Source organism: Wolbachia endosymbiont (group A) of Scambus nigricans, assembly GCF_947251485.1.
In the GTDB taxonomy this organism is placed as follows: domain Bacteria; phylum Pseudomonadota; class Alphaproteobacteria; order Rickettsiales; family Anaplasmataceae; genus Wolbachia; species Wolbachia pipientis.
On the sequence record NZ_OX366356.1, the window covers coordinates 453,358 to 473,384 of the forward strand.

Genomic DNA, 20,027 nt, shown 5'->3' on the forward strand with positions numbered 1-20,027 from the left:
CAGCGTCAAGCACTGGGATGACACCGTCATAAAGGAACCAGTGTCAGCTACTCGGATGACATCATCTTTTTTTCTGGATCCAAGTAGTCAGAGCACTGGAATGACATCATAGGGGCTCGGATGACAAAGGAGAGCTACTTGCATGACACCATCTGCCACCTGCAAATTGCAATGTTCGTACGATTGTGCGTCACGCGTTGGAATGACAAAAAAGAGTGAGTTGCTAGTTTTTCATATGGTTATGCAAGGAGTCTGATCTTTTTCTTTGTTAATATTACTCTAAATTTTCGTCAAAATAAGCTGTTTTATCCTTTTTTTCCTTATACTCTTCTGCAGTATAGAGGGGTTGCTTTTTAGCTGTGATATTTGGCCACTTTTGTGAGTATTCTACATTTATATCGTAAAATAACTTGAAAGTTTTTTGTTCGCTGCTCAGCAACTCTTCATCTAGTTCTAAAATATCTTTTATGGAATCATCAGTTACAATTGCATCTACTGGACACTCAGGTATGCACACTCCGCAATCAATACATTCATCTGGGTTAATCACGAGCATGTTTTTGCCTTCATAGAAGCAGTCAACGGGACATACTTCCACGCAGTCTGTATATTTACATTTTATGCATTTATCTGTAACAAAATGCGTCATAAAACACTGTATATTTGCATTATCTTGGGTACACTAAATTGATAAGAAATTCAAGCTTTTTATGAAGATAAATAAATTGAACAACAAAGAATTAGAAGTATGGTTAAGCCTGGCTAGAACCATAGGACCAATAAAGTTTTTTAGTATACTAAGAACACACGGATCGCTAGATGAGGTGCTAAAATATCTCAATAGGGTGGCTAATGATAAGGTGTATGGCATTCAAGATGCACGAGAAGAAATCAATAATGCAGAAAGAATTGGAGCTAAAATTATACCCGCATGTGACCCAGATTACCCTGATCTTTTAAGAAATATCCCTAGTTGTCCTCCTGTAATAACTGCGCTTGGTGATATATCATTATTAGGCCGTGAGATAATTGCAATAATCGGTGGGCGTAACTCTTCAATGAATGGAAGAAATTTTGCCAATAAGTTGGCACTTGATTTAAGTGAAGCTGGTTTTGTTATCATTTCTGGACTTGCAAGAGGAATTGATACTGCAGCAAACAGTGTAATATACAAAAATCACCCCACTATTGCTGTTACAGCAAGCGGAATTGATGTGGTGTATCCAAAAGAGAATTTTGATCTATACAAAAAAATCACTGGGAATGGTGGGTTGGTAATTACTGAGCTTCCATTTGTTACTAAACCAAAGCCTCAGTATTTTCCTCAAAGGAATCGAATTATATCTGGCCTATCGCTAGGTGTTGCAGTGATTGAAGCATCGAAACGTTCTGGCTCTCTAATAACAGCAGATTTTGCTTTAAATCAAGGGAGAGAGGTGTTTGCAGTTTCTGGTTTCCCTTTAGATTCACGCTGTAGTGGTAGTAATTATTTAATTAAAAACGGTCTAAGCTTATCGAATCCGCTGATGACATAATAGAGAGTATTAGGTTTAGTTTACCTCCGCAGAAAAAAAACCTATTTGATGTTGAGCACCACTCTGTTAACCAAAAACAAGAAAAATTACAACAGGCAAAATCTGTTATAGTTGATCATATTATAGCCTTTCTTATAATAGTCCGAATGCGATAAGATATGTGTTTATGGCTATAGCAGGCCAGTAGCATATTACGGTCTGTTCGGATTATTGTAAAAAGAGCTATAACTTTGTACCTGTTGATATAGATGAACTTATATTAGCAAGCGGACTTTCTACCAACATAGCTCTAATGGCTCTTTTAGAACTAGAGTTGGAAAACAAAATAGAGCGTTCACCGGGGAATAAAATATCGTTAATTTTCTAGATTACTTTAGCTATACTAGATGTTCGTACAGATATATGCTTGACACTGGAATGATGACATTTATCATAGGATTCTTAGTTGCTGATTTTAGAATTGATAAGAGAAAACTTTTTTTCAACTTGTTGTATAATTTTATAAAAGTGATCGAAATCTAAGCTTGCACTGCCAATTAAAACTCCTGATAAATTTGAAATATTTAACAAATTTTCTATATTTTCTGAACTAACTGAACCACCATATATAATGTGTTTTTTACCAGTACACAATTTTATTACCTCTATCACCTCAGTAATTGCATCATTATTTGGCACATGACCTGTGCCTATTGCCCATATTGGCTCATATGCTACGGTATATTCACCGTGTGTTGGCAAGCGGTTTTTACATTGATATTCTATTACTTCTTTTGTTTTTTCATTCTTATGATCTTCTGAATTTTCACCTACACAGATAATTGGGTGTAAGCCTGATTCTATTGCTATTTCCGACTTAAGTTTTATTTCACTATCTTTTTCATTAGCCCTTTCAGAGTGCCCAAGTATTACGTAAGTACACCCTAGTTCTTTTAACATTTCTGCGCTAATTTCACCTGTGTAAGAACCGGACTTTTTCTGATGGCAATTCTGTGCTCCTATACTAATATTATTGCTTAGCTCTATACTATCTGGCAATGATGTAAAAGGAGGGCAAATCACTAGCTTAGAGGTAATTTCGTTGCTCTTGTTGTTAAGTTTGCCTATAAAGTCAACAAATGAAGAACGCATTCCATTCATTTTCCAATTTGCTACTATTAAAAAGGACATCAACTTTACTTATATGGGCGAGAGTGCCGGCTGTCGGACTTGAACTGACAACCTACTGATTACAAGTCAGTTGCTCTACCAATTGAGCTAAGCCGGCGTTAAACACATTAATAATATACAATTATCAATGAATTTTCGTCAACTAATTTTTAAAATACTGTATAATGAAAATAATATGAAAAAATTTTTACTGAAGCCAAAAAAGAATCTAGGGCAAAATTTTATTTTATCGAGTGAGATAACAAAAAAAATCGTCGCTTTAGCTGGTAGTCTGGAAAATTTTAATGTCATTGAAATTGGTCCTGGATATGGTGCATTAACAAGAGAAATATTGGTGCATAATCCAAAGTCTCTACTTTCTATAGAAAAAGATAGAGATTTAGTAAAACACCATGACCAACTGCTAAATGAGCATCAAGGAAAGTATAGAATTATAGAAGCGGATGCACTGCATGTTACAGAAGAAGAGCTGATAGAGCGCCCAGTTAAAGTTATTGCTAACTTGCCTTACAATATCTCGGTAGTGTTATTTTTAAAGTGGTTAAATAATATAAAATTTTTTACGAACTTGACATTAATGTTTCAAAAAGAGGTAGCAGATCGCATTACGGCAAGACCCAATTCTAAAGATTATGGTTCCTTATCAGTGCTAAGCCAGTTGCTATGTGATATAAAAAAGGAATTTGATATTGAACCTAAAGAGTTTTTTCCAAGACCAAAAATACATTCTTCAGTAATTACAGTAAATCCTTTGCCTACCCCAAAGTTTGCAGTAAATTTTGAAACCTTAACAAGATTAACACGTGTCGTTTTTTCTCAAAGAAGAAAAATGCTGAGAAATAGCTTGCAAAATATAACGAACCACGCTGAAACTGTCCTTGAAAACGCTAAATTGAGCGGAAACCAGCGTCCAGAAAACTTAACTATTGAGCAGTTTTGTTTGCTGGCAAATAATGTAGAATGCTTATTTTGCAATAAAATGTATTAGCAACCATATAGCTTTTCTATCTCCTAAAAACAGTTAGAGCTATACAATTAAAGGCTCCTAGCTAATTTTGCCTATTGCAATTTAATTAATTGGCGTATAAGCTTTAAATAAAGCCTATGAAAAAAATGGAAGCTTGTTATTCGTTTGACGATATACTTCTTTTGCCAGCCTATTCTAATATATTGCCTTGCGATGCAGATACAAAAACTTATTTAACAAATAGTATAGAACTAAATATCCCTCTCATATCCTCTGCAATGGATACTGTTACTGAATCGGGCTTTGCAATAGCTATTGCCCAACATGGAGGGATAGGTTGCATACATAAGAATTTATCAATAGATGAACAAGTTTTAGAAGTGAGAAGGGTGAAAAAATATGAAAGTTGGATCGTGTATAACCCAATTACGATTTCACCGGATAAAACAGTTGCGGAAGCAATTTCATTAATGAGAGAGCACAATTATTCTGGCATTCCTGTAGTTGATCAACGCAAGTTAGTTGGAATTTTAACTAACCGAGATGTGAGATTTATTGAAGACCAGAACATGAATGTAAAAGTTTCCGAAGTGATGACAAAAGATAAGTTAGTGACAGTGCGGGAGCAGGGAGTGAATAGTGCCTCAGCAATGAAATTGTTGCATGAAAATAGAATAGAAAAGCTTTTGGTCGTAGATGAAAATTCTTGTTGTATAGGTTTAATTACGGTTAAAGACATTGAAAAATACAATAGATACCCAAATTCATGTAAAGACAGTAAAGGGCGTCTCAGAGTTGCCGCTGCAATTGGCACTGGTAAAAAAGATGGTATAGACAGATGTGAAGCTTTGATCGGAGAAGAAGTTGATGTAGTTGTTGTGGATACTGCTCACGGTCATTCCGAAAACGTTATCAATACCATTAGGGAAATAAAAAAGATGTATCCTAATACGCAATTAATTGGCGGAAACATTGCAACAAAGGAGGCTGCTGAAGCGTTGATTGATGCGGGTGTTGATGCAGTGAAGGTTGGAGTAGGACCAGGATCAATCTGTACAACCAGAATAGTTACAGGTGTTGGTGTGCCACAATTCTCTGCAATCAAGAATGTTGCAGAGGCGTGTAGAGCAAGAAACGTCAGACTAATTGCTGATGGTGGGGTAAAATACTCAGGAGATGTTGCAAAAGCTATTGCAGCTGGTGCTGACTCTGTGATGATTGGTTCGATTTTTGCTGGCACTGACGAAAGCCCAGGTGAGATTATTATGTATAAGGGCAGAGCATATAAAGGCTATCGAGGAATGGGATCTATTAGTGCAATGAAACGAGGTTCAGCTAGCCGTTATTTTCAAGATAAAGATTCAAAACTCAAATTAGTTCCACAAGGAGTGGAAGGAAGAGTTCCATTCAAAGGTCCAGCTTCAGGAGTAATCCATCAATTGATTGGCGGATTGCAAGCTGCAATGGGGTATACTGGTAATAGGAATATAGAAGAGATGAAAAAAAATTGTAAATTTGTTACTATTACTGCATCAGGATTAAGAGAGAGTCACGCTCATGATATAGTCATTACACAAGAAGCTCCAAATTATGCTTATCAAACGTCCAATTTGTCAACCGATTCGGAGTAGTCCAGAAAAAGTAGAGAGAAAGTTAAGACGTTTTTGGAGTAAAATAAAACGTTTTTTCAAAATATGACAAATAGAAGAGAATATACAGCAGAATTCAAATTAGAAGCTGTTAAGCTGGTTAAAGAAACAGGTCAAGCAAGTACAAAAATAGCAAAAGATCTAGGTATAGATGGCAGTATGTTAAGTAAGAAAATATGATGGAAAAATGTCTGGAGCATACGCATTTCCAGGCAAAGGCTCCTTATGACAAAGAAAGATTTGATCTAAAAAAAGAACTAACAAGAGAAAGAGACATTTTAAAAAAAGCCCTGGGCAAAGAAAAAGAGTAAAGTATTCTTTTATATAGAAATTGCTATAAAATACAGGAACTATGTAGGGTTTTGTACTGGTGGTATTGGTTGCTAAGGAAAAAAGCAGTAAAGAATTAGCAAAAGAAGGGCTTCTAGCAGATATTCAAAAAATACATCAAGCTTCTAAATGCAGATATGGAGCCCCTAAAATTCACGCTGAATTAAAAGCTTTAGGCAAAAATTAAAACAGTACAAAGTGTTATGCAAGAAAATGGCATTAAAACCAAGCTTAGACGAAGGTTCAAAAATAAAAAACAGCAAATAAGCAACCGAGTTGTGGCTCCGAACACATTGGATCAAAATTTTACTACTGATCAGCCAAATATAGCCTTTCTTATAATAGTCCGAATGCGATAAGATATGTGTTTATGGCTATAGCAGGCCAGTAGCATATTACGGTCTGTTCGGATTATTGTAAAAAGAGCTATAGTTATAGATTCTTTATTGATGGCCGTTGATAAACGCAAACCCGATAAAAATCTGCTGTTACATAGCGATCAAGGGTCACAGTATACCTATCAAAATCACCAATTTCTATTGAATACAAAAAACATCATTTCCAGCATGAGCCATAAGGGCTGTTGTTACGATAACTCTGTTGCAGAAAAGTTCACTTAAAAGGGAGCTGCTTATTGATACTTCTCGCTCAACAAACCAGAACTGCCATATTTGAATACATAGAAATCTTTTGTAACAAATAACGTAGACATTCTACTATTATAGCCTTTCTTATAATAGTCCGAATGCGATAAGATATGTGTTTATGGCTATAGCAGGCCAGTAGCATATTACGGTCTGTTCGGATTATTGTAAAAAGAGCTATAACTATTGCATTCCTGCACAATTTATTCTCATGATAAAAACGTCTTAACTTTCTCTCTACTTTTTCTGGGTAAGGTCAAATAGAGAATTTTACAAAAATCTATTTTTAACTTACAATCAATTATTACAATTTTAAACCTACAACTTATGTATAACAGGCTTATAGTCAAATCTTTTTCAGTATTATGCATCTGTTTATTTGCTTTATACATAACACTGCCAAATTTCTTTGATAATAAGCTTTTTATTTCGAAAAAAAGAATAAACTTAGGCCTTGACCTGAAAGGAGGGGCATCTTTGCTTTTAAACATAGACTTAGACTTCTATTTTAAGGAAAAGCTAAGCATGCTAGCTAACGAAATAAAAGAGACATTGCTAACAAAAAATATTGAATCTAACGTACAAAATAGCGTTATAACTTTAAATAATATTGATGATTATAAAAAAGCATCTGTGTTGATTAATGCGATAAATCCAAATTTAGAACTAAATAGAAAAGATTCTTCGATTCTCATTTCGTATAAACCCCATTATAAAAATTCTTTGATCAGTGAAGTAGCTGCAGAATCAATAAACAATGTCCAGCGCCGTTTGGACAAACTTGGCACAAAGGAAGTCAGCGTTCAAAAACAAGGGCAGAATAAAATATTAGTGCAGGTGCCTGGAGTAGAAGATACCAAGCAGATAAAATCTCTGCTTGGCAAAACTGCTAAGCTAGCTTTTCATTTGGCAAACACTAACATAGCCAAGGTGCAGGATATAGACCATGAAACCACTGTCATGCTCAAGGATTCTTTAGGCAATTCTTATCCAATATTCCGCAAAACTGAAATAGGTGGCGATTCGCTGGTTAACGCATCAGTTAGATTTGGTCACTTAGGTAAACCAACAGTGCATTTTAAATTTGACAGCATAGCGAGTAAAAGATTCGCGAAAATCACTAAAGAAAATGTAGGAAAACCTTTTGCAATTGTTCTGGATAACACAGTCTTAACAGTACCTACAATACGTGAGCCAATTTTAAATGGAGAGGGAGAAATTAGCGGTAATTTTACTGAAAAACAAGCAAGCGAACTTGCAATACTTTTAAAATCTGGAGCACTGCCAGCACCACTTAAAATAATTGAAGAAAAAAACATTGGCCCAAGTCTTGGAGAAGAATCAATAAAGGCAGGGGAAATGGCAGCAACAATCTCTATTATAGCCGTGGCTTTATTTATAATCATCACTTACGGTAAATTAGGTGTATTGGCCTCTGTTGCACTTTTTTCTAATGTACTTCTTATATTATCAATTCTCACTCTGCTTGAAGCAACTCTAACTTTACCTGGAATTGCCGGTATTGCACTTACTGTTGGTATGGCGGTGGATGCAAATGTTTTAATATTTGAGCGAATTCGTGAGGAAATCAAATCTGGCAAGAGAGTGGAACGTGCTATTGAAGAAGGGTTTAAAAACGCTATAAAGACAATACTGGATTCAAATATCACTACATTAATTGCTGCAGGAATAATGTTCATTATTGGCAGTGGAGCAATTAGAGGCTTTTCTGTCACTTTATCAATAGGAATTTTATGTTCGATGTTTTCTGCAATCACAGTCACAAAACTCCTGATAAAGTTGTGTATGAACCCGAAGGAACTAGTGCTTTGTTAGTCAACCACCTTCATTCCTACAACGTTATATCCTGAATCGACGTGCAAAATTTCTCCAGTAGTGCCACTACTTAAGTCGCTTAATAAGTATAACGCTGCCTTGCCAACATCCTCTATTGTAACATTGCGTCTGAGCGGAGAATTATTTCTATTCCATTCTGATATGGAGTGAAAATCGCTTATTCCAGAAGATGCTAAAGTTCTGATTGGACCAGCGGAAATTGCATTTACTCTGATATTTTGTGGCCCGAGATCACATGCTATATATTTTACACTTGCTTCAAGTGCTGCTTTACATAAACCCATAACGTTATAATTTGGCATAACTTTTTCAGCGCCATAATAAGATAAAGTAAGCAAACTACCACCACCTGACATCATTTTTTCAGCTCTTTGTGCTAAAGCAGTGAAAGAATAGCACGATATATGCATTGCATTGAGGAAGTTATCCAGTGAAGTATTGACATATTTACCATCTAACTCATTTTTATCGGAGAATGCTATTGCATGCACCAAAAAGTCAAGAGTACCCCATTTTTTCTCTATTATTTCGAAAGCGTTATCTATGATTTTTTCATTTGAAACGTCGCAGTGTAATATTAGCTCCACATTTAGTTCATCTGCTATTGGTGATAGTTTTTCTTTTATTATTTCATTCTGGTAGGTGATTGCAAGTTCTGCTCCGTGCTCTGAGAGAGTTTTTGCTATACCGTATGCTATTGATCTCTTATTTATTATTCCGGTTATTAATCCCTTTTTGCCTTGTAATAGACTTGTCGTCATAGAACTATCTGTTTTTTTATAATTTGGAATATTAACTAGGTAAAGTCAAGATATCACTATGTTTTAAAATATTTTTTGCAGTAACTTGAAGTCTATAAACAGTAATCTTGATTCTTCTACAACAAAGCCATCCCATATGACATTTTGCCTATACCCAATTAAGCATATTAATAAGTAAGTAAATCTTAATATAATCTTATTATACTTATAAATACGCTGTATAGAATGAAAGTATGGATGATTTCATAACTGCAAGAAGAAAAGATGATGCTGTGGTATCTGTTTGTCAGGATAATAAGAAAAAAAACGTGTTAATTTTAGGGCTCAATCAAGTTGCAAGGGATTTGTTAAAATATGAAGAGAAGAATTTGCTTAATAAGCCATTAATTAATATCTTAAGCACAAGAGCAGCTGACAACGTGAAGAATTATTTAGAGTATACCGAAAATGGACACGATTTACTTGATATACTACCTAAAGTGATAGATTTTTCCTTAATTGATGCTAAGGGAGAAGATATCAGGACAAAAGTAAAAGTTTTCCGCACTGCACAATTTGCCAGTAATAAAATAAATTATGAGCTATTAATACGTGATATCAGTTTGTCCCATAAATTAGGAATCTTTAGAGATGAATATCTAATGGGTAAGAAATATAAAAACCATGACTTATTCGATATAACGGGCAATGAGTCCACTATTCTAGAGTTATACATTATATTGAATTTCGCCTTTCAACATCAAATTAATGCAGCTATAGGAATAATTGGCTTAAATAGTAGCTGTAGCGAGACAAATGATGCACTGAAAGTTGTCATAGAACATTTTTATAAAAATTGCCGTAGTGATGATTTTCTAGGGTATATTGATGAGAATAAAGTGCTTTTTGTTTTGATTAACTGCGATGTATAGCTCTTTTTACAATAATCCGAACAGACCGTAATATGCTACTGGCCTGCTATAGCCATAAACACATATCTTATCGCATTCGGACTATTATAAGAAAGGCTATAAAAAGTACATCTAAAATAATTAATCGTATACATTCTGCCATTAATAAGCAGTTATTAATGCAAAAATTACCAAGTATATCAATAATTTATGGGAATATAGCTCAAAAACAGGCAGCAAAATCTACCAGCGGTGCCTTCTGAAAAGTTGTTTTTTATTTATATTGAGTTTAAACTTAAATTTTTATAAAGATTTAAGTTTATTTATGAAGTTAAAGTACTACCTGGTAGCACTGCTTTCATCATTGTTTTTGCAGAATAGTGCTAGCTCTAAAACAATTTTGGATAAGGAAATATTTTATGCAGAACTAGACGGAAAAATAGATTTGAGATTCGGCTACGCCTTCAACAGAGATTCTTTCAATGCTAAGCCTAAGGATAAAACTTCAAGTTATTCATACTTGCGCTTTCTTTATTTACAGCAAGTTTATCCAAATACTCAAATGGGGGTTAATGTTAAGGCAGGGGTTTCTGGTATTGCAAACCTAAAAGCGTTAGACATAGAAAAGTTAGACATGGAGGAATGGTATTTTATCATAAAAAACCAGGAACTTGGATCAATTGAATATGGTAAAAGAAGTTTAGTTGGTCAGAGCATGTTAATTAACACTTCAAAAATTTATGCAGCTGCTGGAGGAGTAAATGGTCATTGGACAAACTATGCAAATTTGCGCGGTGATCATAAAAAGGATGGTGACCATGGATATGATCAAGACAAGGTGTTCTGGGTCAAGCCCAATATTTATAGCGATTATAATGAACTCGGACTAGGGTTAAAACAATCATCAATTAACTACATCTCCCCTGAAATCTATAACTTTCAACTCGGATTCAGTTATGTTCCAGGAAAAAATAACTTACAGTACAGCAATTTAATTGCTGCTGGCCTTTCCTATAAAAACAGCTTGTCAGATGATATAGGTTTTACTACTGCCTTAACTGGTGAATTTGCAAGAGAAAATTTAACTGATTGCTCAGATGGGACTTCTAAAAATTATGAATGCCGCAATCAATTACTACACTGGAATTTTGGTTTGAAGCTAAAATTGTTCGATCTTGATTGCATTTTTTCGTATGGTAATGGTGGTAAATCTGGTGAGAAGCGTAATCCTGAAACAAATAATACGTATTATATGAATGCAGGTATCGCTTACCGTTCTGATTCTTACAAATCGAGCTTAACATATTTTAGTAGTGGTAGGGATATTGCAGGCGAAGGTACAAACGAGTTAGCATCATATGCTTTAAGTCTTGAAAATTCTCTTTTTTTAGGTACTTCATACTATTTCGATATTGTAAAGTTTAGTACAAAAGAGCCTAAAATAGAAAATAACAACTCTGGTTATGTGTTCTTGGCTGGACTGAAATTAAGTTTTTAATATTGCCTCCTTCCAACACTCTTTTCTGTCATCCAAGGTAACCGTTCACACTTAATTTTTCAATCTCACTCATGGAGAGGCCAGTAAACTGACCTTACCCAGAAAAAGTGGAGAGAAAGAAAAGAGTTTTTTTTGGTAAAATAAAATTTTGGAGGATTAGAAATGGTAAGAGAATATACAGCAGAATTCAAATTGGAAGCTGTTAAACTGGCAAATGAACAAAGAAAGGTAGGTCAACCAGTTGCAAAAGTAGCAAGAGATCTAGGAATAAGGGATAGTGTATTAGGAAAATGGATGAAGAAATATATAGCCTTTCTTATAATAGTCCGAATTCGATAAGATATGTGTTTATGGCTATAGCAGGCCAGTAGCATATTACGGTCTGTTCGGATTATTGTAAAAAGAGCTATAAAGTATGGGATTACTTACATCAAAACCAAGGAGGGATGGCTATATTTGGCAGCAATAATTCTCACGTATGGTAGTTAATGAGTAGTGCAATAAATAAACAATTGGTTATGAACTCTTTATTAATGGCCATTATAGCTCTTTTTACAATAATCCGAACAGACCGTAATATGCTACTGGCCTGCTATAGCCATAAACACATATCTTATCGAATTCGGACTATTATAAGAAAGGCTATAACTATTGCATTCCAGAACAATTTGATGCATCATTCTTTTTGTAAAAAACATTCCACACTTTCTCTCCACTTTTTCTGGGTAAGGTCACTGACTCAATACCCAGTCAATATCCTTTCCACCAGTTCTTTTACTGCCGGTACGTAGCCATTCTCATAAAATGGATCTTGCTTAAATTTGTACACATTGTGCCCGGAAAACATGAGTTCGTTCTCAATATCACCATCGTGTATAACGTTTTGCAGTGTTTTTTGTATGCAAAAACTACGCGGATCTGGCTTTCGTCCTGTTGAATGGTCACCATGATCTTTCCAATTGCTAAACAAACAATGGCTCAAACATCCCATACAATTGATTTGATCTTCTCTTATTTGTTTAAATTTATCTGGCGTTACAAAAATAACAGTTGAATCTGGGGTTTTCATTGCTTCTGTGTACCCTGCTTTAGTCCATGTATTTGCCAGTTCTTTGTCTTTTGCAGTAAGGTAGATCTTCCTACCTCTGCTACCCATTGCAAATTCACTATTGGATTCTTCGCTGGCATTTTCTGAAAAATTTACTTGATGTAATTTTCGTTCCTGTAACTCACGTATAAAATTATTCCTCACCGCAGATGAATAAAACCCTGTTGGACTGAATTTATTTAAAAATACATCACCTTCTTCTAAAGTGAGTAGCTTCTTTTTCCACTCTGCAGAAATTGGGCTTTCTTTCGTCAAAAGTGGACGAGTGCCAAACTGAAAAGCTATTGGTCCAATTTGCAGATTGTCAAACCAATGTTCCCAATCTTTCAAATGCCACACTCCTCCTGCCATAACAATTGGTGTTTCTGAGAGACCGACCTCGTTCATGAAAGATATAAGCTCTGCAACTCTTTCAAATGGAGCCTGTGGTAGCTCTGGGTCTTCACTGTTACTGAGTCCATTGTGCCCTCCAGCAAGCCATGGATCTTCATACACTACTCCACCAAGCAAATAGGAAGATATTCTTTGGTAAGTACGCTTCCATAATGCTTTAAAAGCACGCACCGATGAGATAATAGGGTAATAATAAACCTGATATTTAGCTGCAATTTCTCCAAGCCTATAAGGCATACCAGCACCGCAGGTAATACCATGAATCAAACCTTTCGCTCCTTCTAATATGCCATGAAGCACGCGTTCTGCTGCTCCCATCTCCCAAAGTACATTCATATGTACTCTTCCATGACCTTTTGATATTTCATTTGCTATTCTTGCCTGACTAATTCCAGCTTTAATACTATATTCAATCAATTCGCTGTGTTTTTCATTTCTTGTTCTGCCTTTGTAAATCAGCGGCACCAACTCGCCGTTATCATCAATAAGCTTAGCATTTGCACCAGAAAACGTACCCACAGCATCTGCTGCAGCAAATGCTCCGCTTGATCTCCCATCACTAACTGCAATGCCTTTACCACCTTCGATGATTGGCCACACTTCCTTTCCTGAAATTACTATCTTTTTTATCTTGTTTTTCAAAACTTCCTCGCAATCTTTCACTCTATTTTACTTAATTACTAAAAAAATGATAGCTGTTTATTTTTTCTTGTATCATTAAAGCTTCTGTAGCTACTCATGCTGTTGTAGTTTGAGAGCAGTTCCCATCGGAAGGGTGTCATTCCAGTGCTTGACACTGGAATCCAGTTTTTGATCAAAAATGTTGCTATAGTGCACAATCAATTTTCCTGGATCCCAGTGTCTGGGCACTGGGATGACACCATAGTGGGCTACTTGGATGACAGGGGAGGGAGGCTGCTGGGATCCTGACAACCGTATCCCGCTGCTTGTTAGCGGGATCTAGAGATACCGCGGCGGTATGACGTAGAGCTACGTGTTTAGGTTTAATAAATCCACTATATCTTTTACTTGAGAAAAAACATACTCTTTGCTTACACTGTTATCGATAATAAAGTCACTCATCTTCCTTTTCTCCTCAATAGATAACTGAACATCGGAGATTAGATTAAGCTTTTCTTTATCTATGTTGCGTTCGTTAAGTCTTTGAGCTTGCACAACGCTATCTGCATGAACAAAAACAATAAGGTCGCAATATAAATAAAATTTTGTTTCTAATAGAAGTGGCAGATCTAAAACTAAAAGTTTTCTATCGATCTTTTTTTCCTTGGCAATAAAAAATTCTAATTCACGCAGCACAGCAGAGTGAACCAAAGATTGAAATTGTTTCCAATTTTCATCGTAGGCTAAGAAATATTTAGACAGTACTGTTCTATCTATTTCACCATTTACTACCACTCCAGGAAAATTTTTCTCTGCATAACTTATTATGCTTTTATCCACTTTATAAAGTTGGTGTACAACAGAATCAGCATCAAATACAGCAGCACCAAACTCTTGAAAGCAATTAGTTACAAAGCTCTTTCCTACCCCAATTCCGCCTGTTAGACCTATAATCATATAACAAAAACACATTAGACTTCTTTCGAAACTATAGCTAAGGTTTCTCTATATATATTAACTAGATTTTCTAGATCCCAGTGTCAAGCACATAACTATACGAACATTGCAATTTGTAGGTGGTGTCGTTCCAGTCTGGGATCTAGCTTTTTGGTCATTTTATCGAAAATGTTTGCTCGTTTACAATCAATTTTCCTGGATTCCAGTGTCAAGCAATGGAATGACACCCTACTTAACCGTCATACCGCCGCGGTATCTCTTAGCCACTAACACGTAGCGGGATGACGATTGTCGATAAATCTAAGTTACTTTAGCAACAGTTATTCTCTACCAAATTACTCTGAATTTTGGTTATATTATTTGCGGATTTCACTGCTGAAATCTCAAATTTTGAGCTTGTGTTCAAAAATGATTCAACTGACCTGCCAAAAAAATCATATCTCCACCCCTTGAATAATTTATCTGTCTGTCTAGATATTGACCAGGTTAACTCACCTTTTGAAGAAACTAATTTCCTTGATATGTTACTTTCTTTACATTTACTATCTAAAATAATTGAGAGTATATCAAGTACAGATTTGTCATAATTACTCGATAAGGTATTGTTTTGCTGCATCCAATTTCCCTCATTTTCATTAAAAATATTCACAAACTCTAGTAAATCTGCATCTTTTATATTTTTTGCATTCCTCTTGAGATCATCTAAAATCTCATCAACATGCTCTATATTTTTTTCAATAAAACCAGCTATTACAGCATTATTGATTATTTTATTACGGTTCATATTATAGCGCTGTGCTAAGGTTTCTTGCCACTCACTAACTGCTTTAACAGTTAGTATCAACCTTGGATTTACTTCATAATTAAATTTCATCCTCTTCCATGCATCTTTTGGATTATGTAAGTACTTATTTATATTAACTATTGATTCCATCTCTTCTTGAAACCAACCCATCCTATTATTTTCTTCAAGTTTATTGCACAATATTTGGTGTAGGTCATATAGGTGTATCACGTCGTTTATTGCATAGTCTAACTGATCCTCGGACAACGGACGCCTTAACCAATCTGAATTTTTAGCTTTAATTTTATCCAGTGCTATTCCTTGATATTGCTCCACTACTTTTGAGTAACCAATAAAGTCATGATAATAATGACAAAACATAGCAGCAACTTGGGTATCAAAAATGGGAGTGGGAATACATTTAAACACAGTGAGTAAGGATTCTATATCCTGCTGGCAGCTATGAAACACTTTGGTTATCCCCTGATTTAGCATTATTTTCTTAATGAATGATAAATCAATTTCTGGCACTAGTGCGTCTACAATAAAACTCTTCTCTCCGTAAGAAATTTGAATTAACGATAATTTTGGGTAGTAGATTAAATTATTTCTAATGAACTCCGTGTCAACTGCTATAAATTTTGGCTTTTTTGCTATCAACCCCTCACATATGTCCTCCAGCTCCGACGTTGTATTAATTAACATATGTTTTTTATTCAGTGGTTCTACTTTACCACTTATATTAAATTTTTGCAATTAATGACTTCTTGCAGAACTTTCTATCACTCATTGGCATCACACAAATAGCCTTTTCCATCCCAATCCCAGTGCTTCCTTCTCCTGTGATCCCAGTGCCCTGACTACTTGGATCTAGCAAGCTTTGCTTGCAAATAAGTCTAATACGCGTCGCGTTTTATGCCAAAACACAATTGGAGTTACATGCAAAATAGATCCCAGACTGGGATGAAAAAAAGGAGCACTGGGATGACAGCAGTCCTACGTCATACCGCAGCGGTATCTCTAGATCCCGCTGCGGTATGACGATTGTCGTTTAGCTATAAATATTTAAGAAATTTACCAAATAAAAAAAAAGGCAAAAGAAGCCCCGTGGTTATTATCCGCTTTAAAATATTGGCGTTTTTTATGTTTTAAACGCTTGACAAGCGAAATTCAGCTGCTTTTAATTGCAACTAACTTACGCTGCAAATGTTTAAGAAATTTACTAAGCAGAAAAAAAGACAAAGAATCCCCGAGTTAGCTAGTCTTTTACTATCTCTGTCGAGTATTGGCATTTTTTGATGTCTTGTAACGCTTTATAAGCGCGTTCAGCTTATTTAGATAAAAATCTAGATGTAGATGAAGTTTTGTAAAGACATACAGTATCTATATACTGCAAAAAATTGAACATAAGACGCCGATACATTAAGTAATCCTTACCTTTTAATCTGCAGATTGGCGAAAGCAAATACAATAGCTCCACTATCATGATAAGGGCGCTGGCGAAGGGTGTCAAGTAAGTTTTTCGTTTCTATAGCTACTACCACGATTGTATAGGTAATTCTTCACTTATAATAATGATTCAAGCCTTCAGCTCCTCAAACACTTCACTTGCTCTATTTAAAACAGAATCAGGAAAACCAGCAAGTTTTGCTACATGTATTCCATATGACTCATCTGCAATGCCTTCAATTACTTCATGTAGAAAAATAACCTCTCCGTTCCACTCTCTTATTTTTACACAAAAACATTTCACGTTCTTCAAGTATTTGCTTACTTTAGTTAATTCATGATAATGAGTTGCAAAAATGGCGCGGCACTTATTTACATTGTGAATATGTTCAATCACCGCCTGTGCAATAGATAATCCATCATACACCCCTGTGCCCCTACCAATTTCATCAAGTATCACCAAGGAACGGTCCGTTGCCTGATTTACTATCGTTGCTGTTTCGATCATCTCTACCATGAAGGTAGAATAACCAGCTGTTATATTATCCGTTGCGCCAACCCTGCTGAATATCTTGTCAATCACTCCAATATGTGCACTCTCTGCTGGCACAAATGACCCCATGTGAGCTAAAATTGCAATGAGAGCGTTTTGCCTCAAGAAAGTGCTTTTTCCAGCCATATTAGGACCAGTAATTAGATGTATACCAGCTAAATTGATGCTATTTGCAATGAATTTATCGTTAACTTCAACCACTGGGTGTCTTCCGCTACAGATATTGAACTCTTTGCTGTCATCAATAATGGGTTTTACGTAATTATTTTGCACTGCAAGCTCTGCAAACGCGGTTCTAATGTCAAGTTTTGCCAAAGCATTTGCAGCAAGAGCAATTTTTTCAGACTCTTTAGCAACTTCACTACACAGTTCACTAAAAATTTTCATTTCTAAGCCGATTGCAGCATCACGTGCCGTAAGAATTTTATTTTCTAGTTCTTTCAATTCATTAGTAGTGTAGCGCATGCTATTTGCTAAGCTTTGCCTATGAATAAATATATCCGAAGTTATTTTGTGATTTGCCGACACTTCAACGTAATAACCAAGTATGTTGTTGTGTAATATTTTGAGTGCGGCAATGCCAGTTAGGTCGCGATAAGATTCACGGAGCTTAGTTACCAACTTGTTACTGTTGTTCAATATATAAGATAACTCAGATAATTCTGAGTTGTATTTTGGGTAGATAAACCCTCCCTCTTTCACGGAACTGAGATTATTATCAAGTATAGCACTATTTAGCAGTTCAAATAGGTCTTTATGATTACCAAGGCTCTTATGTATTGTGCTTAGTTCACTCTCGTCTGATTTTACTGTTATTCCAGCGCGTGACGCTGGCTGGATCTCAGTTTGGATGACATATTGTTGTGGGAGAGATCCATTTTCACCTGATTCAATTTTACATAAGAACTCAGACAATTCTAAAGTCTTTCCTAGGCCTATTTTCAATAGGTTCATATCCTTTGGTGAACCACGCCCTAGTATTAAGCGCGATAAAGACCTTTCAATATCCGGAATGTTAGATAATATCTCTCGTATTTTTCTGCGTGAATCATGATTATTTACAAAAAATTGAGCGGTGCTGAGCCTCAAATTGATTGCCTTGGAGCAAGCAAGGGGTGAAGCGAGCATTTGTTTGAGCAGGCGTCCACCAGAAGCTGTAACTGTATGATCAATAACTGAAATTAGTGAACCTTTCTTTTCACAAAATTGAGTTGAAAACAACTCAAGATTTCTCCTTGCTGAAGCATCAATAAGCATGAAATTTTGTTGCTTATAGGTTTTTGGGAATTCAAGCCTTGGAATGGAGCCCCTTTGCGTTACTCTGACATATTCAAGCAGTGCACCACACGCCATGATTTCTACTTTGCTGAAATTTCCTATACTCCCAAGTTCCCTGATTTTATAAAACTCGCATAACGTTCTGTGAGATTTACTATACTCAAAAAAGCTCTGTGCGTGTTGCGTAATTGATATTTTATAATTTTTTAAAATCGATCTAATTTTTTCGTCCTCAGTGAATTTTTCAGAAATTAATAATTCTCTTGGTGATATACGCAATAAATCACTATCTAGAGCTTTCAAACTCGTTAAAGTGTGAAAAAATTTTCCCGTCGATAATTCAAGCCAACTAATAGCATATTCGTCATTTTGTTCAACTATGGACGCGAGATAATTATTGCTTTTATCCTCCAGTAGTGAATCTTCTATAATTGTACCTGGAGTTACAACTCGCACTACATCACGTTTTACTATGGATTTATAGCCCCTCTTTTTTGCTTCATCAGCAGTTTCTAATTGATCACAGATTGCTACTTTGAATCCTAAATCTATTAGCTTGTGCAGGTAAGATTCACTACTGTGTGCTGGCACTCCACACATTGGTATTTCTTGCCCACACGAATTACCTCTCTTAGTGAGCACTATATTCAGCAATTTCGCAGCTTTAATAGCATCATCGAAAAACAATTCATAAAAATCTCCTAGCCTATAAAATAGCAGATGATCTTTGTATTGAGCTTTCAGGTTCAAATACTGCTCCATCACAGGAGTGTTTTTTTCTTTTACGAAGCTCATAATATTTTTTAATTATTGTATTGATAAACGTTATTATAGATTATATTGCACATGTGAATAACATAAATTTTAAATAGGTGTATAGAGGGGAAAATTTAAAACAATTAAATTTCTTGGATCCAAGTAGTCAGGACACTTGGATGACATAAAGAGTAGGAGTATTTGATGACAAAAAAACAAAAAACGCAGTTGTCATTCCAGCTCGTGACGCTGGAATCCAGAATATCCTGATTACAAGGTTTATTATTTAGTTTGAAAAATACTATAGCTTTTTCTATGTAAGTTGTGGCCCTTCTTTATTATTTTTATTAGCGGCAGTTGTATCATCAACAGATATTTCAGAGCTAACAGTGCTAATAGTTTTTTCTATCGCTTTAGCCTGTTCATAGTCTTGACTCAAAAAATACATGGCCAGTCCAATAGCTATACTAGCAACAAGAGAAGATGCTATCATTACACCTAGTATCATACCACCAGAAAGACTTACTGCAACACACACACCAGCTCCAAGTACAACACCAAGAAAACCACCAATTATAGCCTTTCTTATAATAGTCCGAATGCGATAAGATATGTGTTTATGGCTATAGCAGGCCAGTAGCATATTACGGTTTGTTCGGATTATTGTAAAAAGAGCTATATTTCCCTCTTCATCTTTAAAGTTTATATGAGTACGGAATTCTTCATCTAGATTTCTTATTGGGTTGTTTTTTGCATATATCCTAGATTGTATTGCTCCATCTAAGTATTGTATTACTTGTTCTAGTGATTGCTCGCCAGGATTTTGT

20 protein-coding genes, 1 tRNA gene and 2 pseudogenes are annotated in these 20,027 nt (G+C 35.5%); 11 read left to right on the forward strand and 12 right to left on the reverse strand.

The window, feature by feature from the left end:
- Positions 1-274: 274 nt before the first annotated feature.
- Entirely contained in the window at positions 275-649 is a 375-nt protein-coding gene (locus tag OPR46_RS02570) for a ferredoxin family protein (protein ID WP_010082601.1), read from the reverse strand.
- Between the two features lie 61 nt (positions 650-710).
- On the opposite strand from OPR46_RS02570, the pseudogene dprA reads away from it, so the two are divergent.
- Positions 711-1,902: pseudogene (dprA, locus tag OPR46_RS02575) on the forward strand (DNA-processing protein DprA).
- 74 nt (positions 1,903-1,976) lie between these two features.
- Here dprA and OPR46_RS02585 read toward each other — a convergent pair.
- The gene (locus OPR46_RS02585; protein WP_265043871.1) at positions 1,977-2,705 is read right to left on the reverse strand and encodes a triosephosphate isomerase; all 729 of its coding nucleotides are present in this window, start codon (positions 2,703-2,705) and stop codon (positions 1,977-1,979) included.
- Positions 2,706-2,729: 24 nt separating this feature from the next.
- A tRNA-Thr gene (locus tag OPR46_RS02590) sits at positions 2,730-2,802 on the reverse strand.
- A gap of 78 nt (positions 2,803-2,880) precedes the next feature.
- Here OPR46_RS02590 and rsmA point away from each other — a divergent pair.
- The 3 genes and pseudogenes from rsmA (at position 2,881) to OPR46_RS06965 (ending at position 6,354) form a co-directional block, all read left to right on the forward strand.
- Positions 2,881-3,693, forward strand: coding sequence for a 16S rRNA (adenine(1518)-N(6)/adenine(1519)-N(6))-dimethyltransferase RsmA (rsmA, locus tag OPR46_RS02595; RefSeq protein ID WP_265043873.1), 813 nt, complete (start codon positions 2,881-2,883; stop codon positions 3,691-3,693).
- Between the two features lie 116 nt (positions 3,694-3,809).
- Positions 3,810-5,303 (forward strand): IMP dehydrogenase, encoded by a 1,494-nt coding sequence (guaB, locus tag OPR46_RS02600; RefSeq protein ID WP_265043875.1) that lies wholly within the window; start codon positions 3,810-3,812, stop codon positions 5,301-5,303.
- 63 nt (positions 5,304-5,366) lie between these two features.
- Positions 5,367-6,354 (forward strand): annotated as a pseudogene (locus OPR46_RS06965) (IS3 family transposase).
- Here OPR46_RS06965 and OPR46_RS02625 read toward each other — a convergent pair.
- Positions 6,300-6,497 carry a hypothetical protein gene (locus OPR46_RS02625; RefSeq protein WP_265043878.1) on the reverse strand — a complete coding sequence of 66 codons (198 nt, stop codon included), beginning with the start codon at positions 6,495-6,497 and terminating at the stop codon, positions 6,300-6,302. The pseudogene OPR46_RS06965 and the gene OPR46_RS02625 overlap by 55 nt on opposite strands.
- Positions 6,498-6,622: 125 nt before the next feature.
- Here OPR46_RS02625 and secD point away from each other — a divergent pair, with 125 nt between their 5' ends.
- Positions 6,623-8,131: a protein translocase subunit SecD gene (gene secD / locus OPR46_RS02630; protein ID WP_265043880.1), complete on the forward strand. Its 1,509-nt coding sequence runs from the start codon at positions 6,623-6,625 to the stop codon at positions 8,129-8,131.
- Here secD and OPR46_RS02635 read toward each other — a convergent pair.
- On the reverse strand, positions 8,128-8,913 hold the full coding sequence (locus OPR46_RS02635; protein ID WP_151808061.1) for an enoyl-ACP reductase FabI: 786 nt from the start codon (positions 8,911-8,913) through the stop codon (positions 8,128-8,130). The two genes, secD and OPR46_RS02635, sit on opposite strands and share 4 nt — an antisense overlap.
- Positions 8,914-9,146: 233 nt before the next feature.
- On the opposite strand from OPR46_RS02635, the gene OPR46_RS02640 reads away from it, so the two are divergent.
- From OPR46_RS02640 to OPR46_RS02660, 5 genes are all read left to right on the forward strand, one after another.
- Positions 9,147-9,824, forward strand: coding sequence for a hypothetical protein (locus OPR46_RS02640; protein WP_265043882.1), 678 nt, complete (start codon positions 9,147-9,149; stop codon positions 9,822-9,824).
- Between the two features lie 32 nt (positions 9,825-9,856).
- On the forward strand, positions 9,857-10,066 hold the full coding sequence (locus OPR46_RS02645; protein ID WP_265043884.1) for a hypothetical protein: 210 nt from the start codon (positions 9,857-9,859) through the stop codon (positions 10,064-10,066).
- A gap of 62 nt (positions 10,067-10,128) precedes the next feature.
- Positions 10,129-11,301 (forward strand): porin, encoded by a 1,173-nt coding sequence (locus OPR46_RS02650; protein ID WP_265043886.1) that lies wholly within the window; start codon positions 10,129-10,131, stop codon positions 11,299-11,301.
- Between the two features lie 162 nt (positions 11,302-11,463).
- The gene (locus OPR46_RS02655) at positions 11,464-11,640 is read left to right on the forward strand and encodes a transposase (RefSeq protein WP_265043888.1); all 177 of its coding nucleotides are present in this window, start codon (positions 11,464-11,466) and stop codon (positions 11,638-11,640) included.
- A 149-nt stretch (positions 11,641-11,789) separates the two neighbouring features.
- The gene (locus tag OPR46_RS02660; protein ID WP_265043889.1) at positions 11,790-12,092 is read left to right on the forward strand and encodes a hypothetical protein; all 303 of its coding nucleotides are present in this window, start codon (positions 11,790-11,792) and stop codon (positions 12,090-12,092) included.
- On the opposite strand, the gene OPR46_RS02665 is transcribed toward OPR46_RS02660, so the two are convergent.
- The 5 genes from OPR46_RS02665 to OPR46_RS02685 all read right to left on the reverse strand — a co-directional run bounded on the left by OPR46_RS02665 (position 12,041) and on the right by OPR46_RS02685 (position 16,041).
- A complete protein-coding gene (locus OPR46_RS02665) occupies positions 12,041-13,444 on the reverse strand; it encodes an NAD(P)H-dependent flavin oxidoreductase (protein WP_265043891.1) in 1,404 nt (467 codons plus the stop codon). The genes OPR46_RS02660 and OPR46_RS02665 overlap by 52 nt on opposite strands.
- 90 nt (positions 13,445-13,534) lie before the next feature.
- Positions 13,535-13,735 (reverse strand): hypothetical protein, encoded by a 201-nt coding sequence (locus OPR46_RS02670; RefSeq protein ID WP_265043892.1) that lies wholly within the window; start codon positions 13,733-13,735, stop codon positions 13,535-13,537.
- 57 nt (positions 13,736-13,792) lie between these two features.
- The gene (coaE, locus tag OPR46_RS02675; protein ID WP_265043894.1) at positions 13,793-14,380 is read right to left on the reverse strand and encodes a dephospho-CoA kinase; all 588 of its coding nucleotides are present in this window, start codon (positions 14,378-14,380) and stop codon (positions 13,793-13,795) included.
- Positions 14,381-14,690: 310 nt separating this feature from the next.
- Positions 14,691-15,869 (reverse strand): ribonuclease D, encoded by a 1,179-nt coding sequence (locus tag OPR46_RS02680; RefSeq protein ID WP_265044063.1) that lies wholly within the window; start codon positions 15,867-15,869, stop codon positions 14,691-14,693.
- Positions 15,870-15,906: 37 nt separating this feature from the next.
- Positions 15,907-16,041 (reverse strand): hypothetical protein, encoded by a 135-nt coding sequence (locus OPR46_RS02685; protein ID WP_265043896.1) that lies wholly within the window; start codon positions 16,039-16,041, stop codon positions 15,907-15,909.
- Positions 16,042-16,079: 38 nt separating this feature from the next.
- Here OPR46_RS02685 and OPR46_RS02690 point away from each other — a divergent pair, with 38 nt between their 5' ends.
- Positions 16,080-16,205, forward strand: a complete 126-nt coding sequence (locus OPR46_RS02690; protein WP_265043898.1) for a hypothetical protein — start codon at positions 16,080-16,082, stop codon at positions 16,203-16,205.
- A gap of 538 nt (positions 16,206-16,743) precedes the next feature.
- Here the strand turns inward: OPR46_RS02690 and mutS are convergent.
- Positions 16,744-19,239, reverse strand: coding sequence for a DNA mismatch repair protein MutS (mutS, locus tag OPR46_RS02695; RefSeq protein WP_265043900.1), 2,496 nt, complete (start codon positions 19,237-19,239; stop codon positions 16,744-16,746).
- A 274-nt stretch (positions 19,240-19,513) separates the two neighbouring features.
- Positions 19,514-19,843 (reverse strand): hypothetical protein, encoded by a 330-nt coding sequence (locus tag OPR46_RS02700; protein WP_265043902.1) that lies wholly within the window; start codon positions 19,841-19,843, stop codon positions 19,514-19,516.
- Between the last annotated feature and the right edge of the window lie 184 nt (positions 19,844-20,027).